Raw genomic sequence first — 21780 nt, forward strand, 5'->3', positions numbered from 1 at the left:
TTTTATTTACATCATTTCTTCACGCCTAAAAAAGCGTTATATATTCAAATCAACTTCTCTTGCGCTTTCACATAGCCGGTAATCAAATCCGCCGTGCCCTCGTCACCGGCTTCATCTGCCGCTGCAATCACAGAACGCTGCTCCTCAATCAGCTCTTGTAAGCCACCGACCAAACCTTCAACACATTCGCAGCCGTCGAATACATTTTTATCTTCTTTGATAGAAGCATGTTTGATGAAATCACTGTAAGTATGCAACGGCGTACCCGCAAGAGTCAAAATACGCTCGGCAATCTCATCAATCTGCAATTGCAACTCGGTGTAAAGCTCTTCAAATTTGGTATGCAGCGAGAAAAAAATGCTCACCTTTAACATTCCAATGATAGCCGCGCACATTTTGATAAAACACATGATAGCTCGACAATAAAGCATTCAGCTTCTCACTGATTGGCGCAGCCTCACTTTGTTCCAGGCCGATTTGATTGGTTTTCTCTTTTTTTGCTTTAGCCATGATGATTTCCTTTGATCAATATGGATAAATAATGGAAGCCCTCAAGCTCCATTTTCGAAAAGTACTGGGAATAAATTTAGTTCTTCAAGAGAGATTAATCAAGGCTATTTCCACATTTTGACGCCAAGATAAATACCCCAACGCTATTATTATATAAAAGTATGTTTTCCGTTAATTTATACGAATGGTCCCGAGTGTATAAAACCCGAGTGTATAAAAAAAGAAACAGTAATTTAAGTTCTCATACTTTTTATTTCCCATCTTATCATCATGCTTATAACCTAATTAAAATATAATAAATGCATAATAATCAAAAAATAATAAACATATTAATAATAATAATAATAATAATAATAAGATATCTTTAGGTGAAATTTTCAAATATAATACATAATGAATTGTTGAGTTTTATCATTTTTATTTAAATTGAATTTTGAAAATTTTAAACCCAGAAGTTGATTCAATGTCGGATAGGCTGGGAAAGTTTGAATGTAAAGATAAATTAAGTAATTACAATAATTTTGGCAAGAAAATTGGCTATGGAATACTCAGGTGGAGTATACTTTGTCATATGCACACCTACGTAACCGATTCACATATGATTGAAAGAAAGCAACATAAATAGGTGGAACAAGATTTCACATGTCAGCTGTGTAAGCGCTATAAAGCAGGCAAAGGTGGGGTAGGTCGCTTTTATATCACCTTAAAATTTAATTGGAAGCAGAGGCTAAATAATGAATAAAGTTTATAAAGTGGTTTTTAACGAAGTCACTAGAACATGGACTGCTGTTGCAGAGATCTCAACTTCAAAAGGAAAAAGTTCTAAATCATCAGTTGCAGTAGCTGCGGCTGCCTTGTTGGCTATGAGCTTATCCGCACCTGCAATGGCAGCACAATCCAAGCCGGGCGCTCAACAGGGCGACCTTTCGGATCCGAAAAACAATACCATTATTAATTATCACTACGAAGAGGGCTTGGCGATTGGTCATGCAATTGCTAAGGGTAACTCGCAATCAATCGCCATCGGTTCAGATAGCTTCAGTGCGACTGATGAGCGTGCAGCTAAAGCTACTGGCCATGGCAGTGTGGCAATCGGTTCACAAGTAACTGCATCTGGCGATAAAGCAGTGGCAATTGGTGGTACCGCCAATGCAGCAGCCAAAGATTCTGTTGCGATTGGTGCAGAAGCAACCGTAGGCCGTATTGCCAAAAATCATGAAGCTCTGATTACGCTTCAGAAGGATTTAGCTGCGATTTCTAAAACTTCTCACAATGTTTCGGAAGTCCAAGCTGCGCTAGCAAAAGCCAGACAATCGATCACAAGTGACACCATGCTGAGCGATGCACAGAAAAAGTTATTTGTCGATAAGATTAATGGCACTTCAGAATACATCACCACAGAAACTAAAGGAGGCGGCAAGCTGTGGGATGGTGACAAAGGGCAAATTAACCATGAAAAAGTTCAAGGTTATGCCGATTCTGCCCGTGAAGAAATGGCAAAATTTAGCATTTCATTTGCTGATAAAAACGGTGAAGTTGGTCAAGAAGGTATTGCCATTGGTAAAAATGCAATTGCTTCAGTAGATAAAGCAGTTGTCATTGGTTCAAATACTAATGCTCAAAATCAAACCGGTGCTGTTATTATTGGTTCAGGAGCATCAACAGCCCAAGGCCGAGGAAATAATGGTTACTCTGGAACCAGACATGAAACCTATCATTTTCATTACAACAACCCTTACACATCATTCAAAAAACTAGGAGATGGAGTTGCTGATGCAAACAATAAATTACTAGCTTCTTCAGTTGTTGCTGTAGGTCAGAAGGCACATGCAGAATATGGCGGTGTTGCTATTGGTGATTCGGCAAGAGTGGAAAGCGAATTTGAACGTGGCTTAGGTGTGGCGATTGGCGCATCTGCAACATCGCGTGCAGGCGGTGTGGTAGTTGGTGCGGCAGCTGAAACCCAAGGCATTAACGCGGTGGCAGTTGGTCGTCAAGCTGTTGCAAAGGGTCACGCATCACAAGCTTATGGCGTAGCATCAGCTGCTGTTGGTGAAAAATCTTTAGCAATGGGACATTCGACTACCTCACTAGGTGATCGTTCAATCGCTATTGGTACATCAACTGGGAATTCGACAGAAAAGTATGACGCCAATACTAATTGGTGTAGATTCTATTGCGATTGGCTCTAATGCAAAAACGGGTGTTAAAGATCAAACAAACCAAGGTACTAATGCCATTGCTATCGGTAAAGGCGCACAAGCCACTGCTGTAGATTCTATCTCTATCGGTACTGGTAACTTAGTAAATGCTGAAAATGCGGGTGCGATTGGTGATCTATCTATCGTTTCTGGTGCAGGCTCTTATACTTTGGGTAATGACAACGCTGTTGGCTCAAGTTCAGCCAATACTGGCGCGTTTGGTAACAATAACCAAATCGGTGCAACTGCCACTTATGATGACAACGGTAAATTACAACTTGCTAATGGCTTAGCAGACACTGTTGATGCAACCGGCTCACGTGTAGTAGGTAACAATAATGCCATTACTTCTAAAGATACTTATGTATTGGGTAGCGGCATCAATACTGGTGGAGATGGTAAAACTCGATTGGGTGAAACCGTTGCTAACTCAGTGTATTTAGGTAATGACAGCTCGGTCACTGCAGGTGCAGGCTCTGTTACAGAACAGGGCAAAGGTACGCTATTTAACGCATCGAAAAACGCTACTGCGGCAGGAGCGACCACTACCGGCGGTGCAACCGGCACAGTAAGCACAGCTAAAGTGAATGGCATCAGCTACAGTACTTTTGCTGGTCAAACAGCCGTGGGCGCCGTTTCAGTTGGTGCTGCTGGCGCAGAGCGCCGTATTCAAAACGTTGCAGCCGGTGAAATCTCATCTACCTCGACTGATGCGATTAACGGTAGCCAACTTTACCTTACTCAAGATCGTTTAGGTAATGTTGCTAAGGCAGTTGTAAATAACTTTGGTGGTAATGCAGCCTTAAATCCTGATAAACAAGGCGATATTACGTTTACCAATATTGGTGATACTGGTAAAAATAATATTCACGATGCCATTAAAGCTGCCAAATCTACGGTAGCTGCTGGTACGAATGTGACTGATGTTGTTGCTACAGGTAATGCGGATGGTTCCAAAACTTATACTGTTAATGCCAATGGCACAACTGTGAGCAATGGTTCTGAGGCTGTAACAGTTCTCGCCGGTAAAAAAGATAAGCAGAACGTGACCGATTACAAAGTTGATTTGTCACAAGCTTCTAAGGATTCTTTGGCCAAAGCGGATACTGCTGTCCAAGAATTGACTACTTCGGTGAACGGAAACAATGTTGAAACTTTGAATCAAAGTAACAAGGACATTGGTTTTGTAAACGGCACTGGTACAACTGCACGTGCTTCAGGCTCTGACATTACCTTTGATGTGAATAAGAGCGGTTTGACAACCGATGAAGCAGGTAAAGTTACCGCGAATACTGCAGGTGATAATTTTGCAACTGCAGCAGATGTTGCCAATGCTATTAATGAGGCAGCTGAGCGCACTGAAAAAACTACTACAGTGGTAAACGGCAGCAATACTCATGTTCAATCTAAAGTTGATGGTAACAACACTGAATACACCGTTAGTGCAGACAAAGCGACGGTATCAGTAAGCGATGCATTGAAGAAAACAGAAACGTCTGTTACAGATGCGACTACAAAAGCAGTGACCACGGATTACGCACTGGATTTGTCTGATGCAACTAAAGCACAAATCGCCAAAGAAGAAAGCGTTGTAGCCGGTGATAACGTAACCGTCACCGAAGATGGCACCAACGACACAGGTGGCAAAAAGTATAAAGTCGCATTGAAAAATAACCTAAACTTAGGCAACACTGGTTCTGTAACCACAGGCAACACCACCATCAACAACGATGGCTTAAAAGTTGGCGATGTTACCGTAACCAACGCCCCTGTTACTGTAAACGGCACTACTGTTAATAACATCAATGATTCCATCAACCAAACTGCAATTCAAGCATTTAAACCACTAACCTTTGCAGGCGACAGTGGTAATAATGTTACTCGTAAGTTGGGTGAAACCGTTAATGTTAAAGGTGGTGTAACTGATGCCACTAAGCTTTCAGATGGCAACATTGGCGTGGTAGCTAATGGTAGTGACACTTTGGATATCAAATTAGCCAAAGATATCACGGTTGACAGTGTTAAAGCAGGGAATACCACCATCAACAACAATGGTATAACCATCACAGATGGTCCAACCATTACCAAAGAGAAAGTGGATGTTGCGGGTAATAAAATCACCAATGTGAAAGCAGGTGAAAAACCAACTGATGCGGTCAACGTAAGTCAGTTGGAAAAAGCCCAAAAAGCAGCGACTACCAAAGTTGAAGGTGATCAGGGTGTAACTGTTACCCCTAAGGACAACGGAGACGGCAGCAAAACTTATATCGTGGCCGCTAAAACCGACGGTGTGACCACCAAAGTTGATGAAGCAGGCAATATTGCCGCTGTAACCAGCGACATTACTGCGGACGACAAAGGTGTTTCTAGCGCAACGACCCCGACTGCATTGGCCACCGCAGGTGACGTAGCCGAAGCCATTAACGCTTCAGGCTTCAACGTTAAATCAGGCGGTAACAAAGCTGATGGTGACGAAGCCGAAGCAACCTTGATTAACCCAGGCGAAGAAGTTGAGTTTAACGCAGGTAAGAACCTGACTGTTAAACGCGTAGGCAACGTATTTACTTACGCTACTGCAGATGATGTTGAGTTCAATACTGTTAAAGCAACTACAGTGACTACTGGTGACGCCACCCTGAATTCAGACGGCCTGACCATTAACAATGGTCCGAGCGTAACGAAGACAGGTATTGATGCAGCTGGCACCCAAATCACCAATGTGAAAGCAGGTGAAAAACCAACTGATGCGGTCAACGTAAGTCAGTTGGAAAAAGCCCAAAAAGCAGCGACTACCAAAGTTGAAGGTGACCAAGGTGTAACTGTTACCCATGAAGTAAGTAAAGAGGACGGCAGCACCACTTACACCGTGGCGGCTAAAACCGACGGTGTGACCACCAAAGTTGATAAAGCAGGCAATATTGCCGCTGTAACCAGCGACATTACTGCAGACGACAAAGGTGTTTCTAGCGCAACGACCCCGACTGCATTGGCCACCGCAGGTGACGTAGCAGAAGCCATCAACAATTCTGGTTTTACTTTGACCGCTCAAGGTGAAAATGGCTCATTGGTAAAACCGGGTTCAACAGTTGATATGAAAAATACTGATGGCAATATCGTGATCAGTAAATCAGCTGATAGTAATGATGTTGTTTACAATCTTGCTAAAAACATTACCGTTGACAGCGTTAAAGCCGGTGATACCACCATCAGTAATGAGGGTGTTAAGAACGGTGACACCAGCCTGACTAAAGATGGCATTACCATCAATAACGGTACAGCAGGTAAACCTGTTACATTGACCAAAGATGGCTTAGACAACGGTGGTAATAAAATCACCAATGTGAAAGCTGGCAAGGCCGATACCGATGCAGTCAACGTTAGTCAGCTGAAAGCAGCTCAAGCTGCGGCGACTACTAAGGTTGGAGGTGATCAGGGTGTAACTGTTACTCCTAAAGTAAGCCAACAGGACGGCAGCACCACTTACACCGTTGCAGCCAAAACCGACGGTGTAACCACTGAAGTTGATACTAACGGCAACATTGCCGCCATCACTGGTGACATCACTACTGACGGTAAAGGCAATGCCAGCACGACCATGCCTAATGCGCTGGCGACTGCCCAAACGGTGACCGATGCCATCAATAACTCTGGCTTTACTGCTAAAGCAAACGGTGATACAGGTGAATTCATCAGCTCAGGTGATGAAGTGAACTTCGTTGATGGTAAAAACATCACCATTAAACGTGACGGTGCTAACTTTACCGTTGCCACTAAAGACGATGTTGATTTCAACACCGTTACAGCCAAGACGGTAACCACTGGTGACAGTACCCTGAATTCAGACGGCCTAACCATTAATAATGGCCCGAGCGTAACGAAGACAGGTATTGATGCCGCTGATAAAAAGATCACCAACGTAGCAGCCGGTAAGGTTGCCGCAGACAGCAAAGATGCGGTCAATGGCAGCCAGCTCTATGCTACAGCCAACAGCGTTGCCAACCATTTGGGTGGCGGCTCGACTGTGAATGCAGATGGTACGGTAAGCGCCCCTAGCTATACCTTGACCAATCCTGCAGATGGCAGCACAACTGCGGTGAATAATGTCGGCGATGCGATTAGTGGTTTGGACAAAGCCGTGAATCAGCCGCTTACCTTTGCTGGTGACAGTGGTGACAATGTTAACCGCAAGCTGGGTCAAACCGTGAATGTGAAAGGCGGCGTAACCGATACTGCCAAGCTTTCAGACGGCAACATCGGTGTGGTAGCCAATGGTAGCGATACCTTGGAAGTGAAATTGGCTAAAGATGTGAATCTGGGTCAAGAAGGTTCACTGACTACCGGTAATACCGTGGTTAACAACAACGGTGTGACCATTGCCGCGCCAACTGAAGCCAATCCGCAAAATACCGTGAGCATCAGCCCGATCGGCCTGAATAACGGTGGTAATACCATTACCAACGTGGCACCGGGTAAAAACGGTACCGATGCGGTCAACGTGAATCAGTTGGTTGGTATGGGTAATCAGTTGCAACAAAACATTGACAATGTCGGCAAGAAAGCTTATGCCGGTGTGGCTGGTGCGATTGCCCAAAGCTCAATTCCGCAAGTAACCCGTCCGGGTGCGACCGGCTTGGGTATCGGTGGTGGTCACTACGGTGGCGAATCTGCTATGGCCATCGGTGTATCTTCGATGAGCGATGGTGGCAACTGGATTATCAAAGGTAACTTCTCAACCAATACCGGCGGCCATGTGGGCGTGGGTGCAGGTGCGTTGTACCAATGGTAATCTAATCGAGCCTTAGCTTGAATCAAGGCCGTCTGAAACTGGATGTTTCAGACGGCCTTTTTATTGATTGATATAAATGGGCGCATGAAAGTAAGCGATTTCGCTGTGATAAGACTATAATTTTATGATGACTATTCTGAATCGGACGCGGATATGAAAATTTACAATGCCAAAGAAATGCGTGCCGCCGAGCAAGCCGCGGTGGATAAAGGCACATCATTTGAGCAGTTGATGGAAAACGCGGGGCAAGCGGCGGCAGCGGATATTTTGCAGCATTGTGCTGGTCGGCAAAAAGTATTGATTGTGTGTGGCAAAGGTAATAATGGCGGTGATGGATTGGTGATTGCACGCGTGTTGCAGCGGCATGGCTGGCAAGTGGATATTGCCTTGGTCTGCGGCAATACATTATCGGATTTATCAGAACTTAATCGCCGACGTTTAAAAGGGTTGTCAGGCATCACTTTTTTAGATGAAGAAGATTTATTAGGCCGTCTGAAAACAAGAAATGCTTATGATGTGGTGATTGACGGTATATTCGGCACTGGTTTCAGCGGGAATTTGCCGCGAAATATCGTTGCTGTCTGCCAAGCACTAAATGCTTCAGACGGCCTCAAAATTGCTTTGGATATGCCCACAGGTTTAAACGGCGATACGGCTGAATGCGATGAACACACTTTTTGCGCCGACATGACTTACGCTTTTGGCGCATACAAGCCCGCGCATATGAATGAAACTGCGCAGGCATTTTGTGGAGAAGTGGTGTGCTTGGAAATTGGAATAGATTAATTTAACTATAGGCCGTCTGAACGTTCAGACGGCCTTAAACATTTGTGCCAGCCACATGCCTAAAGCCGTCAGCACAAAAGAGCCGAAAACGTGCAAGGTCGCTGCGCCAAAAGCCGCGCCCCAACGCTGTGCCTGCATAAGCTGAACCATTTCCAACGAAAAGCTGGAAAATGTCGTCAAGCTGCCGAGAAAGCCGGTAATCAGCAGCAGCTTCCATTGCGGATGTTGCACCAATTCGGCGCAAATGCCGATAAGCAGTGCGCCGACCCAGTTTGCCGCCAAAGTGCCGAAAGCAAATGAAGTGGTGATATGGGCAAAATAAAGGCCGAACAGCCAGCGGATACCGGCACCAAATGCAGCGCCAATAGCAATCGGCAGAAAAGAAGCGGGAGACATATGGTTCCTTAAGGCCGTCTGAAGCTACCAAATTTGATTGCTTGATTTTAAATAGCGGTTGTCGTCGAAAGTATTGAGCCATTGCGGCCGTAACGCCACAAAAATCGCAGTGGTGATGCCGCTTAAAAAGGCTTCCGCCCAAGCAATCAGAATAAAAACGGGCAGGGCGGTGGACCACAATACTTCGCTAGGAAAGGCTGCAGCCCAATCCAAAACTGTGACCAACACCAAGCCGGTAAACAAGATGCTGGCTGCCGAGCCGATAAAGCCGTTGACGAAAATAAAAATAAACAGATTGGCCGGCAACATATTCACCAAGCGGCGAAATAAAATATTGATGGCCAGAGGCGGTAGTAATAGCGCCAAAGCATTGATAGGGTACACCTGCCAATCACCGCCAAACAGCCATACATAAGAAAAAAGCAGCAATGCGCCCAACCAAAAAGCCGCTGGTGTGCCAATCATGAGTGCCACTAAATTCATTGCCAAAAGGTGATAGCTCATGCCGGCAAGTTGGCCGTCATCAGGTGTCGCGCTCAAAAGCCATGCTGTGGTCAAAATCAAAATAGCCAAGGTCACGGCCGAGCGATGTGCGGCAATAGCTTTGAAAGCAGGTTTGGCACACGCCGCTAGCAAGGCAGCCAAGATGAGCCATGCCGCAATCAAAGCAGCAGATGAAAACCATTCGGCTTGAAAAATCATAAGGAATACGCGCTCAATATTTTCAGACGGCCTTATTATACGCCGAATCGTTAAAATATTGCGCCGATAGCGGTTTTACTTATTCTTTTTAATGCGGAAACACGATAAAATAACCGCCTTTGTAGTTGAATCGGATATTAAGGTTTCCTATGTTGTGGACGGTGTTGATTTTCCTTCTGTTGTGCGCTATCGGCGGATTGTTGTGGTTCCATTACCAACAAGACCAACAATGGCGGCAGGAGCTTGGCCGCATGGAAAAAGGCGAAGGCGATGACTTAGCCGAATTGGCACAATACGCCGAAAATCCTGAAGAAGCGCAAGCGGCACACAAGTTCGGCCATCAAGCCAAAGCTGCTTACAGCAGAACCGTCGCCCGTTTGCGTCTGTTGGCGGCGCAACGCCACAGTGCCAAATCAGCAGATAATCAAACGCAAGAATTAGATTATGTGGATGATTCTTCTGCTTTTTCCGAGCAGTCTTACCATGAAGCCGAATTGGCGCAAGCTCAAGAAGAAGCAGAATTTCAGCGTGAGTTTCAGCAACATACCTATCAAAAAGTCAATAAACCCGTGCAGCCGTTGGAGGAGGTGCAAGAATTTATCCGTCCTGCGCGCGCGTCCAAACGCTTGTCTGCCGTGCCTGATCCGGTGATTGTGCCGTTTGAAGAAACCGATATTCCCGAATATGTGCCGCGCAAGGTGCAGGGCGCAGCTTTTGAAGAAATCACTTTGGAAGATGCCACCCGTTCGTTAAGCGAAGCCGTGTTGCAGGAAATAACGGAGCAAAAAAACGTTAAAAAACAAGTATTCTCTGAAGAGCAATCGGTTCAGACGGCCTCATTCCAGCCGTCACGCCGTCCGCGCCAAGATTTAGAAGTGATTGATTTCGATGATCCGGCTTTGCGCCGCACTCGCGAGCGTGTGTTGGCACAAGTGGAGGAAATCCACATCAATCCGGCGCAAAAGCCGCGCATTGAATCGGCGCAAAATGCTTTGCGTACAGTGGAGCGTGAAACCATTCCGGTCAAAGACATTCCGAGCCGTTGGGATGAAATTGACGTGGAAAAAATCCACTCAAATCTGGCGCGCCAAACCGCCGCCCGCAGCCGCTTGGCCGCTGCGGTTGCGCCGATTCAAGATTATCAGCCGACCATTATTCAAGATGATGAAATTTTAGCGAACCTGTCGCAAAGCACTTCGCCGCTCAATCGCCGCGTGCAGCCAATTCGCCGCATCGATACCCGTACGCGTGAAAGCGTGATTCCTGATTCGGTGGTGGTTGAGAAAAGCAGCGCAGTGGTGCAACCTGCCAAACCGGCGCCGAAAGCATCGCGTTTCCAAAATAACGAAGCCTTTATCTCGCGCCCGCCTGCGCCGAATGCGACGGTAGTCGAGCCGCCTGTCGTGCCGAAAGTAGATCCTGTGCCGGTGAATATTCCCGAGCCGCCAGCGTTCAAAGAGCCGCCTGCCGTGACCTTGCCGGAAGTGTCGGTCAATGCGCATGTAAGCAACCGCCCGTTGCGTTCGCTGCAAGACTTTTTAATCAGTGAAACCGAAGAAATCATCACCGAGCCGAAACCTGCCGTTCAGACGGCCTTGGATGAGGCAACCGTATCCGTGTTTGAGCAGCGTGGACATTCAGTTGAACATGAGTCTATGTTGTCTGAACACTTGTACGATGATGCGGCGAATTCGGATGAATACGCAGCGGCGCAAGATGGGCGTTATGATGAAGAGCCATCTTTAGCCGACCAATGGCCTGAAGAAAATGATGAGCTTGCCGCGCCTGTATCTGCTGAAGCCCCCCATGCCATCAGCCAACCAGCGCCTGCGCTTCAGCAAGCAGTGGTAATGCCGTCTGAAATGAATCTGCCGAGCGTAGATTTATTGTTGCCGCCGCAATTCGACCCGACAGCGACGCAAACCGAAGAAGCCTTAATTGAAAACGGCATCATCATTGAAGACAAACTGGCTGAATTTAAAGTCAAGGTTAAGGTGGTGGATTCTTATTCGGGCCCGGTGATTACGCGCTACGAAATCGAGCCGGATGTCGGCGTGCGCGGCAGCGCGGTGATTAATTTGGAAAAAGATCTGGCACGCTCTTTGGGCGTGGCTTCTATCCGTGTGGTCGAAACCATTCCGGGTAAAACCTGCATGGGCTTGGAATTGCCGAACCCGCGTCGCCAAATGATACGCTTAAGTGAAATTTTCAATTCACCGGTGTTTACCGAATCAGAATCCAAGCTGACTTTGGCCTTGGGGCAAGACATTACGGGTGAACCGGTCATTACCGATTTGGCCAAAGCGCCGCACTTACTGGTGGCCGGTACCACCGGCTCCGGCAAATCGGTGGGCGTGAACGCGATGATTCTGTCGATGCTCTTTAAAGCCTCGCCGGAAGATGTGCGTATGATTATGATTGACCCGAAAATGCTGGAATTGAGCATTTACGAAGGCATTCCGCATCTGCTCGCGCCTGTGGTGACCGACATGAAGCTGGCTGCCAATGCGCTCAATTGGTGCGTCAACGAAATGGAAAAACGTTACCGCCTGATGAGCCATGCCGGCGTGCGGAATTTGGCCGGTTTCAACCAAAAAATTGCCGAAGCCGCAGCGCGTGGCGAGAAAATCGTCAACCCGTTTACGCTCACGCCGGATAATCCGGAGTATTTGGAAAAGCTGCCGTTTATCGTGGTGGTAGTGGATGAGTTTGCCGATTTGATGATGACGGCCGGTAAGAAAATCGAAGAATTGATTGCCCGCTTGGCGCAGAAAGCCCGTGCTGCGGGTATCCATTTGATTTTGGCCACCCAGCGCCCGAGCGTGGACGTGATTACCGGTTTGATTAAAGCCAATATCCCGACCCGCATCGCGTTTCAGGTTTCCAGCAAAATCGACAGCCGCACCATTCTTGACCAAATGGGCGCGGAAAATCTGTTAGGCCAAGGCGATATGCTGTATTTGCCGCCGGGAACCAGCTATCCGCAGCGTGTTCACGGCGCGTTTGCTTCCGATGACGAAGTGCACCGCGTGGTGGAATACTTGAAACAATTCGGCGAACCGGATTACGTTGAAGAAATTCTGAGCGGTGGCATGACCGAGGATTTACCGGGCATGGGCAACCGCAGCGACAGCGACCAAGACCCGATGTATGACGAAGCTATTGCCTATGTGGTGAAAACGCGTAAAGCCAGCATTTCCGGTGTGCAGCGTCAATTGCGTATCGGCTACAACCGAGCCGCCCGCTTAGTAGAACAAATGGAAGCCGACGGCATTGTGTCATCGGCAGAAGCCAACGGCAACCGCACCGTATTGGCACCAAGTAGCAGTCATTTGGACTAAGGTTTAGATTCAATCGAGGCCGTCTGAAAATATTTGATTTAAATATTTTCAGACGGCCTTATTTTATGGGGTGGTTTATAATGAGAATGTACTTGATTAAAAAGAAAGCAAAATAATGGGTGCATTAATCGGTATTGTCATGAGTGTTTTTGCGTTTTGGGTCGGGTTTATTGTCTTATCTGCATTAATCATATGGATTTGGAGTTGGGATTGGAAAACCATTTTTCTCATCATCGGTTTGTTATTAGGCTTGATGCAAAAAGAAAAATATCATTCAGCAAAACCCTATAAAATCAAACCGCATATCAAATTAAAAGCTCAACCACGCTTATCCCAACCACAATTACTTACTTCGGTAGTTCAACCTATAGTCAGGTATGATATTTTAAGAATCATCAAAGCCTTTTTCTGGATAAGTTGCTGTTTATATTGGGCAGTGTGTATTGCAGCTTTTCTGGAAACACCGTTGCCACAAGACAATCAGGTGGCAGGATGGTTGGCTTGGCTGGTCATGTTTATCGTGGTTCCATTGGCTGTATATGGCTTATGTATCGGTTTATTTCATGGAATATGTTTTTTAAAAAAGCAGCCGAAAAATTAAAAAAATGCCGTCTGAAAAGTTTCAGACGGCATTTTGTTGGAAAGAGAAACCTTACTGCACACCATTTTGCTTGGCTTCCAAGCGTTCCCACAATTCCAGCTTATCCAACAGCAGCATTTCTATTTCTTCCGCGCGCGCTTGTAATGCGCCGGCTTTTTCGTAGTCTTTGAAAATTTCCGGATCAGAAAGCTGGGTATTGAGCTCGGCCTGTTCGGCTTCTAGCGCGGCGATTTCATCGGGCAGGGCATCGAGTTCGCGCTGTTCTTTATAGGATAATTTCACTGTGCGGTTGGCTTTGGGCTTTTCTTTCACCGGCTCGGTTGCCGCTTTCGGGGTTGAGGCGGTCTGAAGGGTTTGCTCGCGCTTTTTGGCATCGAGATAGTCTTCATAGCCGCCGATGTATTCTTTCAGACGGCCGTTTCCTTCAAAAACAATGCTTTGCGTAATCACATTATCGAGGAACATACGGTCGTGGCTGACCAAAAACACCGTGCCTTGGTAATCGCGCAGCAGCTCTTCCAGCAATTCTTGTGTGTCGATGTCCAAGTCGTTGATCGGCTCGTCCAGCACCAAGATATTGGCTGGTTTGGTGAATAATTTTGCTAGCAACAAGCGGTTGCGTTCGCCGCCGGAAAGTGAAGAAACCGGCGATTGCGCGCGCGCGGGGTGAAACAGGAAATCTTCCAAATAGCTCATGACATGGCGTTTTTTGCCACCGATTTCGACAAAATCATTGCCTTGGCCGAGCGTGTAGAACACGGTGTCGTTTTCGTTCAACGCGCTGCGGAATTGGTCGAAATAGGCCACTTCCTGTTTGGAGCCGATGCGGATGCGGCCGTAAGTTGGTTGCAATTCGCCCAAAATCAGTTTCAAAAACGTGGTTTTGCCGATACCGTTGGGGCCGATTAAGCCGATTTTGTCGCCGCGCTGAATGATTGCGGAGAATTTATCCATGATGACTTTGTCGCCGTATTGAAAAGAGGCGTGTTCCAATTCGGCGATGATTTTGCCGCTTTTTTCACCGCTGTCGAGCTTGAAATTGACTTGGCCTTGCACATTGCGGCGCTCGGCACGTTGGCGGCGCAATTCTTCCAAACGGCGAACGCGGCCTTCGTTGCGTGTGCGGCGGGCTTCAATCCCTTTGCGAATCCACGCTTCTTCCTGCGCGTGAAATTTGTCGAACAAGCGGTTGTGTTCGGCTTCAACGGCCAATTCCTGCTCTTTTTTCTCGCTGTATTTGGAGAAGCTGCCCGGATAGGAGCGCAGCGTGCCGCGGTCGAGCTCAACAATGCGGGTGGCGACATTATCCAAAAAGCGGCGGTCGTGGGTAATCACCACTAAGCTGCCTTCAAAGTTTTTCAGCAGGTTTTCCAGCCAGATAATCGCGTCGATGTCCAAATGGTTGGTCGGCTCATCAAGCAGTAATACATCAGGCTTTTGCACCCATGCTTGCGCCAGGGCCACACGCTTTTTCTGGCCGCCGGAAAGATTGCCGATTTTTTCGTCTTCCGGCAAGCCCAATTCGCTGATGGTTTGTTTCACCGCCGCATCGAGTTTCCAGCCGTCTTGTGCTTCAATTTTTAGCTGCAATTCATTGAGTTCTTTTAATAAACTTTCATCGCTGCTGCTTTCCAGCTGATGACTGACTTGGTGATAACGGCTCAACAGCCCGCGCATTTCGCCCAAGCCTTCAGCCACGATGTCGAACACCGTTGCCGCGTTATTAAAAAACGATTCCTGCGGCACATAAACGATTTTCAGGTTGTTTTGCAGAATAATCTGGCCGTCGTCCAGCTTTTGCACGCCGGCAAGGATTTTTAAAAACGAAGATTTACCCGCACCGTTACGGCCGATTAAGCCGATTTTTTCGCCGCTGTCGAGCTGGAAAGCGGCTTTATCCAATAAAGCGACATGGCCGACGGCAAAAGAAGCGTTTTCAACTTGCAGAATATTCATAACGGTAGCGGTAGGTAAAGTAACAGAAAGGGCGTATTTTAACTGATTTTGCAGCGGTTTATAAGGTGACAGGCCGTCTGAAAGCAAAGTTTCAGACGGCCTAGTTTATTCCTGATAAAACTCAATCGGCAAACCATCGGGATCTTGGCAGAAGAAAAACGCTTTGCCAGTGTATTCATCGATGCGGATGTCTTCGCAGGCAATGCCTTTTTCGCTTAATTCATCGTGTTTGGCAGCGACATCATCCACGGCAAAAGCCAAATGGCGCAGGCCACAGGCTTCGGGGTAGCTTGGGCGTGGCGGTGGATTGGGGAAGGAAAAAAGCTCCAGCACATAATGCGAACCGATTCCCAAATCCAATTTATAAGAATCTCGCTCGGCGCGGTAGTGCTCAGCGAGAATGTTTAGGCCTAAAATCTCGGTATAGAAATGTTTGCTTCGCGCGTAATCTGCGCAAATTAAGGCGACGTGGCGTAGGCGCATGGTTGGATGGTTTTCTTTTTTAATCAGGCCGTCTGAAAAAGAAGTTTCAGACGGCCTTGAATTTATTTCATTAACTTAGGCGAAATGTTACAAACCGGAATCGGGTTGATTTTGTGCTGCATGGCTTTATGCAAGCGCGTATAGATTTCCAAAACTTCGCGCTCACGGCCGCTGAAATCTTCAGGTTGATGGGTATCGTAAACACTCATCGCCCATTCGAGCTCGGGATAGCTTGCGCCCATTTGCTCTTCATCGGTGCGCTCAGTATCCCACAAACCGTCAGTCGGCACGGCTTGTTGAATGGATTGGATGACATTCAGTTCTTTAGCTAATTCGTAAACTTGGGTTTTGGTTAAGTCGGCAATCGGGCTGATGTCCACGCCGCCATCGCCGTATTTGGTGAAAAAGCCCACGCCGAAATCTTCGATTTTGTTGCCGGTACCGGTCACGAGCAGGCCGTGCAGTTGGCCGTAGTAATAAAGTGTGACCATGCGCAGGCGGGATCGGGCATTGGCTAGCGCAAGTTGTTTGTTTGGAAACGCGCTTTCATCGACTTCAACGGTTTCGGCAAAAGTGTTAAATGTCGGGGTTAAGTCCACGCTCATGGCGGTGACGTTGGTGTAGCGTTGCTGCAAGTTTTCCATGTGTTCGCGTGCACGGTTGACTTGCTCGGCTTTTTGGCGAATCGGCATTTCAATCAGCAACACGTTCAGACCGGTTTCGGCGGCCAGCGTGGACACAACGGCAGAATCAATGCCGCCGGATACGCCTACTACAAAGCCTTTGGCGCGTGCGCTTTCGGCATAATTTTTCAACCAATCGACAATATGGCGGACAACAGCTTGGGTTTGCATAAATCAGCTCCTGATAGCGGGAAGTAAGATGATAATGCTATTTGAGGCCGTCTGAAAGTAAATCAGGCAATTTTGTGGGGATTTTTGTTAAAAATAGTTATTTTGTGGCATAGAGAAAAGGTTGAAAACTGATATAATTGTCGACAATTTTCCCGATTTATGGGTAAAATCAATCAGTTAATCCATTATCATTTGAGGTTGCCATGAAATTTCTAGACCGTGAGGCTACCATAGCCAAGCCGGGTTTCAATCGATGGCTGGTGCCGCCTGCGGCATTGGCCGTGCATTTGGCCATCGGCCAGATTTATGCGTATTCTGTGTTTAATGCGCCGCTGACGAAAGTAATCGGGATCACCGAATCGACGGCGGGCGATTGGAAGCTGACCACGGTCGGCTGGATTTTTAGCATTGCCTTAGCAGTATTGGGCGCATCGGCGGCGATGTTTGGTACATGGATGGAGCGTGTCGGCCCGAGAAAAGCGATGTTTGTGGCGGCCTGTTGTTTCAGCTTGGGTTTTTTGGTGTCGGCCATTGGCGTCAGCACCCACAATTTGGCTTTGCTGTATTTAGGCAATGGCGTGATTGGTGGCATTGGCTTGGGGTTGGGCTATATCGGACCGGTTTCGACTTTGATGAAATGGTTCCCCGATAAACCGGGTATGGCCACGGGTTTGGCGATTATGGGTTTCGGCGGCGGCGCGATGGTGGCATCACCTTTGTCGGTGTGGCTGATGGGGTTGTTCAGCAGCGATACTTCCGTAGGCGTGGCGCAGACGTTTGTGGTGTTGGCTTTTATTTATTTTGCTTTGATGATGTTTGGTGCGTTTACCATTCGCGTGCCAGCGGCGGATTGGAAGCCGGAAGGCTATGTTGCACCGAAAGTGAACAATAAACTGGTCAGCAGCAATCATGTCAACGTCAACCAAGCGATGAAAACGCCGCAATTTTGGCTGCTGTTTTGGGTGTTGTGCCTGAATATTACCGCCGGTATCGGTGTATTGGGGCAGGCGGCGGTGATGATTCAGGAATTGTTTTCTGAAGCTTCAGTAGGCAAGCAGGCGGCGATTAGTGTGGGGGCGGCGGCAGGTTTTGTAAGCTTGTTGAGCTTGTTTAATATGGGCGGACGTTTTTTCTGGTCGAGTATTTCCGATAAAATCGGCCGCAAAAATGTGTACACCATTTTCTTCGTGCTCGGTTCGCTGCTGTATGTTGCCGTGCCGTCGATTGGCGCCAGTGGCAACAAAACCTTATTTGTGATTTGCTTTTGCGTGATTATGTCGATGTATGGCGGCGGTTTTGCGGCGATTCCGGCTTATTTGAAAGACTTATTCGGCACTTACCAAGTGGGTGCGATTCACGGCCGGATTTTACTGGCTTGGTCAACGGCCGCGGTGATTGGTCCGGTATTGGTCAATTATATCCGCCAAAGTCAAATCGACAGCGGCATTCCGGCGGCGCAGGCGTATAGCGTGACCATGTATATTATGGCCGGTTTGCTGTTGGTGGGTTTGCTGTGTAATTTATGCGTGAAAGCCGTGCATGAAAAACACCATGAAATCGATATTCACAAAGCCGCTGCCAGCAGTAATCCTGATGATGAAACCGCAATTTCCGATGCTTATCTGCTGCAAGAAAACATTAAGCGCGGTGGTTTTTCAGTATGGTGGCGCTGGGCATTGGTGGGGATTCCGTTGTTTTACGGCATCGTGATGGTGTTCGTGAAATCATTGGATTTGTTCCGTTAGTTTAATGAGAGGCCGTCTGAAATGTTTCAGACGGCCTCTGTTTGTTTGGGACGTACTTAATACACCTAATAAAAAGAGCCACTATAAAAGTGGCTCTTTTTCTGCATCATGCAGCTGATTTATTGAATAGCTGCTTTTTCTTGACGGTAAGCTTCGGCAGCTTCACGATCACGCTTGGTGGCTTGGCGCATCATCCAATAGTTGCCAAGGATAACCAGCGTACCGATCACAGCAATAAAGATGGTTGCCAATACGTTCATCTGCGGATCTAAGCCCAGTTTGATTTTGGAGAAAATCACTTGCGGTAAGGTTGAAGAACCAGGGCCCGACAAGAACGATGTAATCACCAAGTCATCCAGCGACAAGGTAATGCCCAGCAGGAAGCCGGAAGCAATCGCAGGCGCAATCAGTGGCAGGGTAATCACGAAGAAGATTTTCAGTGGGCGTGCACCTAAGTCCATGGCCGCTTCTTCCAGTGATTGATCCAATTCAATCAAACGCGAGCGAATCACCACGGTGATGTAGGCCATACATAAGGTGGTGTGACCCAAGAAAATGGTGAAAAAACCACGGTCGAAGTAGAGCGCTTGCAGCCATTCACTGTTTTGCAGGAACATCTGCACCTGAATAATCAGCAGCAACATCGACAAGCCGGTAATTACATCCGGCATCACCATCGGCGCGGAAACCATGCCGGCAAACAAGGTGTTGCCGCGGAAACGCTTGATGCGTGCCATGGCATAGCCGGCCAGTGTGCCGAGTACCACCGCGGCCAATGATGAAACCACAGCAATACGCAGCGACAACCAAGCAGCTTCCAAGATGGTGCTGTTTTGCATCAGGGCTGAGTACCATTTGGTGGAGAAGCCGCCCCAAACCGTTACCAGTTTGGATTCATTGAATGAGTAAATCACTAACACAAACAGCGGGATATACAAAAACGCCAATGAAATAAACAGCATCAGCTTTAAGAACCAAGATAATTTTTGTTTATGCATTATTTCGATCCTTCTTCAATTTGACGGTTGTCGTAATGCTGATACAGCGCAATTGGAATCACCAGCAGAATCACCATCACCACGGCAACGGCAGAAGCCAGCGGCCAGTTGTTTTGGTCAAAGAATGCCTGCCATAATACTTTACCGATCATCAGGTTTTCTGAGCCGCCAACCAATTCCGGAATCACAAATTCACCAACTGCCGGTACGAATACCAGCATAGAGCCTGCAATGATGCCGGTTTTCGACAACGGCAGGGTAATGGTGAAGAATGATTTAATCGGTCCGGCGCCCAAATCGGAAGCGGCTTCCAGTAAGCGGCCGTCGAGTTTCACCAATTGCGTGTACAAAGGCAGAATCATAAACGGCAAATAGGCGTAAACCATCACCAGATTTAAGGAAAATGCGTTGTAGAACAAATCCAGCGGCTGACTGATGATGCCGTTTTTCATCAAGAAGTTGTTGATGATGCCGTTGTGTCCCAATAAGCCCATCCATGCGTAAACACGCAGCAAGAATGATGTCCAAAACGGCAACATAATCGCCAGCAGCAAGCCGTTACGAATCGACGGATTAGCGCGGGAAATGGCATAGGCCGTAGGATAGCCGATAAGCAGACAGATGATGGTTGTCGTCAGCGCGGTTTTAATCGAAGACCAATAAGTCAGCAGATAAATGTTTTCGCCGTTGCTGTTGCTGAACGGATTAAGCAATTGACCCAACGTCGCCCAGAAATTCTGGAAAATATCCGCATAGTTTTGGAAACTGAGCAGAATATTCAGACGGCGGAAATCTTCATCGTAAGTAGTGAGCGGTGTAAACGGCGGAATCGCAATTTCCTGCTCGGCGAAGCTGATTTTCAGCACGATCGCAAACGGAATCAGAAACAGCACCAGCAGCCACAAATACGGGATGCCAATCACCATGCGCTGCCCCGGCTTGCGGAACAGCTTTTTCTTTAATTGGGTTAAATTCATCGCGGTATTCCTTGTTTATCGGAACAACGGAGTAGGTTGGTTTTCAGGCCAGCTTACGTAAACGGTTTCATCCCAAGTCGGCGGGGTAATATTGCGCACATACCAGTAAGGCGCCGGTACTTGGCTCTTAATTACGCGGCCGTTTGGCAATTGGATATGGTAGATGGCAAAGCTGCCCAAGTAGGCGATTTCTTTAACCGTGCCTTGCGCCCAGTTGTAATTGCCCAAATGCTCAGGTTTGTCTTTGTATACATCGATGTCTTCCGGACGAATGCTCACCCACAAATCTTGCTCGGCAGGCCCCCCCAAACCGTGGTCAATACGCACATGGTTTTCCAAGCCTTCGCATTGGATAATCGCGTAATCGGCATGGTCTTCCACCACAACGCCTTCGAAAATATTGGTTTCACCGATAAATTCAGCGGTAAAGCGGCTATTTGGGTAATCGTACACATCGCTTGGGGTGCCGACTTGCTGCAATTGGCCGTCAGACATAATGGCCACGCGCGTTGCCATGGTCATGGCTTCTTCTTGGTCGTGTGTCACCATGATGCAGGTTACGCCCACTTGCTCAAGCGTGTTCACCAATTCCAATTGGGTCTGTTGGCGCAGTTTTTTATCAAGTGCGCCCAATGGTTCGTCAAGCAACAAAATTTTCGGGCGCTTTGCCAAGCTGCGTGCCAAGGCGATACGCTGCTGTTGACCGCCGGACATTTGATGCGGTTTACGTTTGGCAAATTTGGTCATCTGCACCAAGCGCAGCATTTCTTCCACGCGCGCATCAATTTCGCCTTTGGGCATTTTGTCCTGCTTCAGACCGAAGGCGATGTTTTGCTCGACTGTCATGTGCGGGAATAGGGCATAGCTTTGGAACATCATGTTAATCGGGCGGTCATACGGCGCCAGCTTGGTAATATCTTGGCCATCCAGAATAATTTTGCCCTGATTCGGGATTTCCATGCCCGCCAGCATACGCAGCAGCGTCGATTTACCACTGCCCGAGCTGCCCAAAAGGGCGAAGATTTCGTGTTGATAGATATCCAAGTCGATGTTATCGACAGCGTAATTGTCACCAAACTTTTTCACCAAACCTTGGATTTGCAAATAAGGTTTGGCAGAAGACGCAGTGGTTGCGGTCATAATGGCAATACTCCAAAAATTGAAACGAGTACCGGCAAAACGGATTTTCGATGGGTGATAAAAAGCTGTTTGATTGCTGGAGGGCGTTTTCAGACGGCATAAAAAAAGGCCGTCTGAAAACGCTTGCAAAGCGCACGGGCAGCGGGAAAAGGGGAACAACGTTCCCAAAATTAAATAAACTGGCTGACTCGCAGACTATTTAATTTTGAAGACGTGAAAAGATGTTAAGTGAACTCGATATTATATTAGCCTAAGTGGGTTGGGGGCAATATTAAATTTTTGTTAATGGCTTATTTAAATAGAT

Annotated in this window: 16 protein-coding genes and 1 pseudogene; 7 read left to right on the forward strand and 10 right to left on the reverse strand. The window is 47.4% G+C overall.

Features of this window, described 5'->3' with window-relative positions; translation table 11 throughout:
• Positions 1 to 44: 44 nt before the first annotated feature.
• Positions 45 to 365, reverse strand: coding sequence for a Dps family protein (locus GJV52_RS10820; RefSeq protein WP_198511404.1), 321 nt, complete (start codon positions 363 to 365; stop codon positions 45 to 47).
• Complete coding sequence (locus tag GJV52_RS13320) at positions 331 to 510, reverse strand: hypothetical protein (protein ID WP_198511403.1); 180 nt, start codon at positions 508 to 510, stop codon at positions 331 to 333. The genes GJV52_RS10820 and GJV52_RS13320 overlap by 35 nt, the downstream gene beginning before the upstream one ends.
• A 734-nt stretch (positions 511 to 1244) precedes the next feature.
• Here GJV52_RS13320 and GJV52_RS10825 point away from each other — a divergent pair.
• The 4 genes and pseudogenes from GJV52_RS10825 (at position 1245) to GJV52_RS10835 (ending at position 8283) form a co-directional block, all read left to right on the forward strand.
• Positions 1245 to 2702 carry an ESPR-type extended signal peptide-containing protein gene (locus tag GJV52_RS10825; protein WP_100563846.1) on the forward strand — a complete coding sequence of 486 codons (1458 nt, stop codon included), beginning with the start codon at positions 1245 to 1247 and terminating at the stop codon, positions 2700 to 2702.
• Positions 2703 to 3378: 676 nt separating this feature from the next.
• Positions 3379 to 3454: pseudogene (locus tag GJV52_RS13530) on the forward strand (hypothetical protein); the annotation flags it as partial.
• 1214 nt (positions 3455 to 4668) lie between these two features.
• Complete coding sequence (locus GJV52_RS13585; RefSeq protein ID WP_456152478.1) at positions 4669 to 7497, forward strand: YadA-like family protein; 2829 nt, start codon at positions 4669 to 4671, stop codon at positions 7495 to 7497.
• Between the two features lie 153 nt (positions 7498 to 7650).
• Positions 7651 to 8283, forward strand: a complete 633-nt coding sequence (locus GJV52_RS10835) for an NAD(P)H-hydrate epimerase (protein WP_095503169.1) — start codon at positions 7651 to 7653, stop codon at positions 8281 to 8283.
• A 24-nt stretch (positions 8284 to 8307) separates the two neighbouring features.
• Here the strand turns inward: GJV52_RS10835 and crcB are convergent, their stop codons facing one another.
• The gene (crcB, locus tag GJV52_RS10840) at positions 8308 to 8679 is read right to left on the reverse strand and encodes a fluoride efflux transporter CrcB (RefSeq protein WP_095503168.1); all 372 of its coding nucleotides are present in this window, start codon (positions 8677 to 8679) and stop codon (positions 8308 to 8310) included.
• 24 nt (positions 8680 to 8703) lie between these two features.
• Positions 8704 to 9381: an energy-coupling factor ABC transporter permease gene (locus GJV52_RS10845; RefSeq protein WP_095503167.1), complete on the reverse strand. Its 678-nt coding sequence runs from the start codon at positions 9379 to 9381 to the stop codon at positions 8704 to 8706.
• Between the two features lie 149 nt (positions 9382 to 9530).
• Here GJV52_RS10845 and GJV52_RS10850 point away from each other — a divergent pair, with 149 nt between their 5' ends.
• Together GJV52_RS10850 and GJV52_RS10855 are read left to right on the forward strand one after the other, a co-directional pair.
• Positions 9531 to 12722, forward strand: a complete 3192-nt coding sequence (locus tag GJV52_RS10850; RefSeq protein WP_100563842.1) for a DNA translocase FtsK — start codon at positions 9531 to 9533, stop codon at positions 12720 to 12722.
• 115 nt (positions 12723 to 12837) lie between these two features.
• Positions 12838 to 13323: a hypothetical protein gene (locus tag GJV52_RS10855; protein WP_100563840.1), complete on the forward strand. Its 486-nt coding sequence runs from the start codon at positions 12838 to 12840 to the stop codon at positions 13321 to 13323.
• Positions 13324 to 13374: 51 nt separating this feature from the next.
• Here the strand turns inward: GJV52_RS10855 and GJV52_RS10860 are convergent, their stop codons facing one another.
• The 3 genes from GJV52_RS10860 to nadE form a co-directional block, all read right to left on the reverse strand.
• Positions 13375 to 15279, reverse strand: coding sequence for an ATP-binding cassette domain-containing protein (locus GJV52_RS10860; RefSeq protein ID WP_100563838.1), 1905 nt, complete (start codon positions 15277 to 15279; stop codon positions 13375 to 13377).
• A gap of 105 nt (positions 15280 to 15384) precedes the next feature.
• Positions 15385 to 15762: an SMU1112c/YaeR family gloxylase I-like metalloprotein gene (gene gloA2 / locus GJV52_RS10865; RefSeq protein ID WP_095503163.1), complete on the reverse strand. Its 378-nt coding sequence runs from the start codon at positions 15760 to 15762 to the stop codon at positions 15385 to 15387.
• Positions 15763 to 15824: 62 nt separating this feature from the next.
• Complete coding sequence (gene nadE / locus GJV52_RS10870; RefSeq protein ID WP_100563836.1) at positions 15825 to 16616, reverse strand: NAD(+) synthase; 792 nt, start codon at positions 16614 to 16616, stop codon at positions 15825 to 15827.
• Positions 16617 to 16819: 203 nt separating this feature from the next.
• On the opposite strand from nadE, the gene GJV52_RS10875 reads away from it, so the two are divergent.
• Positions 16820 to 18361, forward strand: coding sequence for an L-lactate MFS transporter (locus GJV52_RS10875; RefSeq protein ID WP_100563833.1), 1542 nt, complete (start codon positions 16820 to 16822; stop codon positions 18359 to 18361).
• 119 nt (positions 18362 to 18480) lie between these two features.
• On the opposite strand, the gene GJV52_RS10880 is transcribed toward GJV52_RS10875, so the two are convergent.
• The 3 genes from GJV52_RS10880 to GJV52_RS10890 are packed head-to-tail and all read right to left on the reverse strand — an operon-like array spanning position 18481 to position 21476.
• A complete protein-coding gene (locus GJV52_RS10880; RefSeq protein WP_100563831.1) occupies positions 18481 to 19359 on the reverse strand; it encodes an ABC transporter permease subunit in 879 nt (292 codons plus the stop codon).
• Entirely contained in the window at positions 19359 to 20336 is a 978-nt protein-coding gene (locus GJV52_RS10885) for an ABC transporter permease subunit (RefSeq protein ID WP_095503159.1), read from the reverse strand. Before GJV52_RS10885 ends, GJV52_RS10880 begins: the two co-directional genes overlap by 1 nt.
• A gap of 15 nt (positions 20337 to 20351) precedes the next feature.
• Positions 20352 to 21476, reverse strand: a complete 1125-nt coding sequence (locus tag GJV52_RS10890; protein ID WP_095503158.1) for an ABC transporter ATP-binding protein — start codon at positions 21474 to 21476, stop codon at positions 20352 to 20354.
• Positions 21477 to 21780 lie beyond the last annotated feature (304 nt).

This window comes from Neisseria brasiliensis (genome assembly GCF_009671065.1).
Classification (GTDB): Bacteria; Pseudomonadota; Gammaproteobacteria; order Burkholderiales; family Neisseriaceae; genus Neisseria; species Neisseria brasiliensis.

Coding starts and splice junctions, on each gene's coding strand:
- GJV52_RS13320 (WP_198511403.1), bottom strand. CDS start 510: ATGGCTAAAGCAAAAAAAGAGAAAACCAATCAAATCGGCCTGGAACAA.
- GJV52_RS10825 (WP_100563846.1), top strand. CDS start 1,245: ATGAATAAAGTTTATAAAGTGGTTTTTAACGAAGTCACTAGAACATGG.
- GJV52_RS10835 (WP_095503169.1), top strand. CDS start 7,651: ATGAAAATTTACAATGCCAAAGAAATGCGTGCCGCCGAGCAAGCCGCG.
- crcB (WP_095503168.1), bottom strand. CDS start 8,679: ATGTCTCCCGCTTCTTTTCTGCCGATTGCTATTGGCGCTGCATTTGGT.
- GJV52_RS10845 (WP_095503167.1), bottom strand. CDS start 9,381: ATGATTTTTCAAGCCGAATGGTTTTCATCTGCTGCTTTGATTGCGGCA.
- GJV52_RS10850 (WP_100563842.1), top strand. CDS start 9,531: ATGTTGTGGACGGTGTTGATTTTCCTTCTGTTGTGCGCTATCGGCGGA.
- GJV52_RS10855 (WP_100563840.1), top strand. CDS start 12,838: ATGGGTGCATTAATCGGTATTGTCATGAGTGTTTTTGCGTTTTGGGTC.
- GJV52_RS10860 (WP_100563838.1), bottom strand. CDS start 15,279: ATGAATATTCTGCAAGTTGAAAACGCTTCTTTTGCCGTCGGCCATGTC.
- gloA2 (WP_095503163.1), bottom strand. CDS start 15,762: ATGCGCCTACGCCACGTCGCCTTAATTTGCGCAGATTACGCGCGAAGC.
- nadE (WP_100563836.1), bottom strand. CDS start 16,616: ATGCAAACCCAAGCTGTTGTCCGCCATATTGTCGATTGGTTGAAAAAT.
- GJV52_RS10875 (WP_100563833.1), top strand. CDS start 16,820: ATGAAATTTCTAGACCGTGAGGCTACCATAGCCAAGCCGGGTTTCAAT.
- GJV52_RS10880 (WP_100563831.1), bottom strand. CDS start 19,359: ATGCATAAACAAAAATTATCTTGGTTCTTAAAGCTGATGCTGTTTATT.
- GJV52_RS10885 (WP_095503159.1), bottom strand. CDS start 20,336: ATGAATTTAACCCAATTAAAGAAAAAGCTGTTCCGCAAGCCGGGGCAG.
- GJV52_RS10890 (WP_095503158.1), bottom strand. CDS start 21,476: ATGACCGCAACCACTGCGTCTTCTGCCAAACCTTATTTGCAAATCCAA.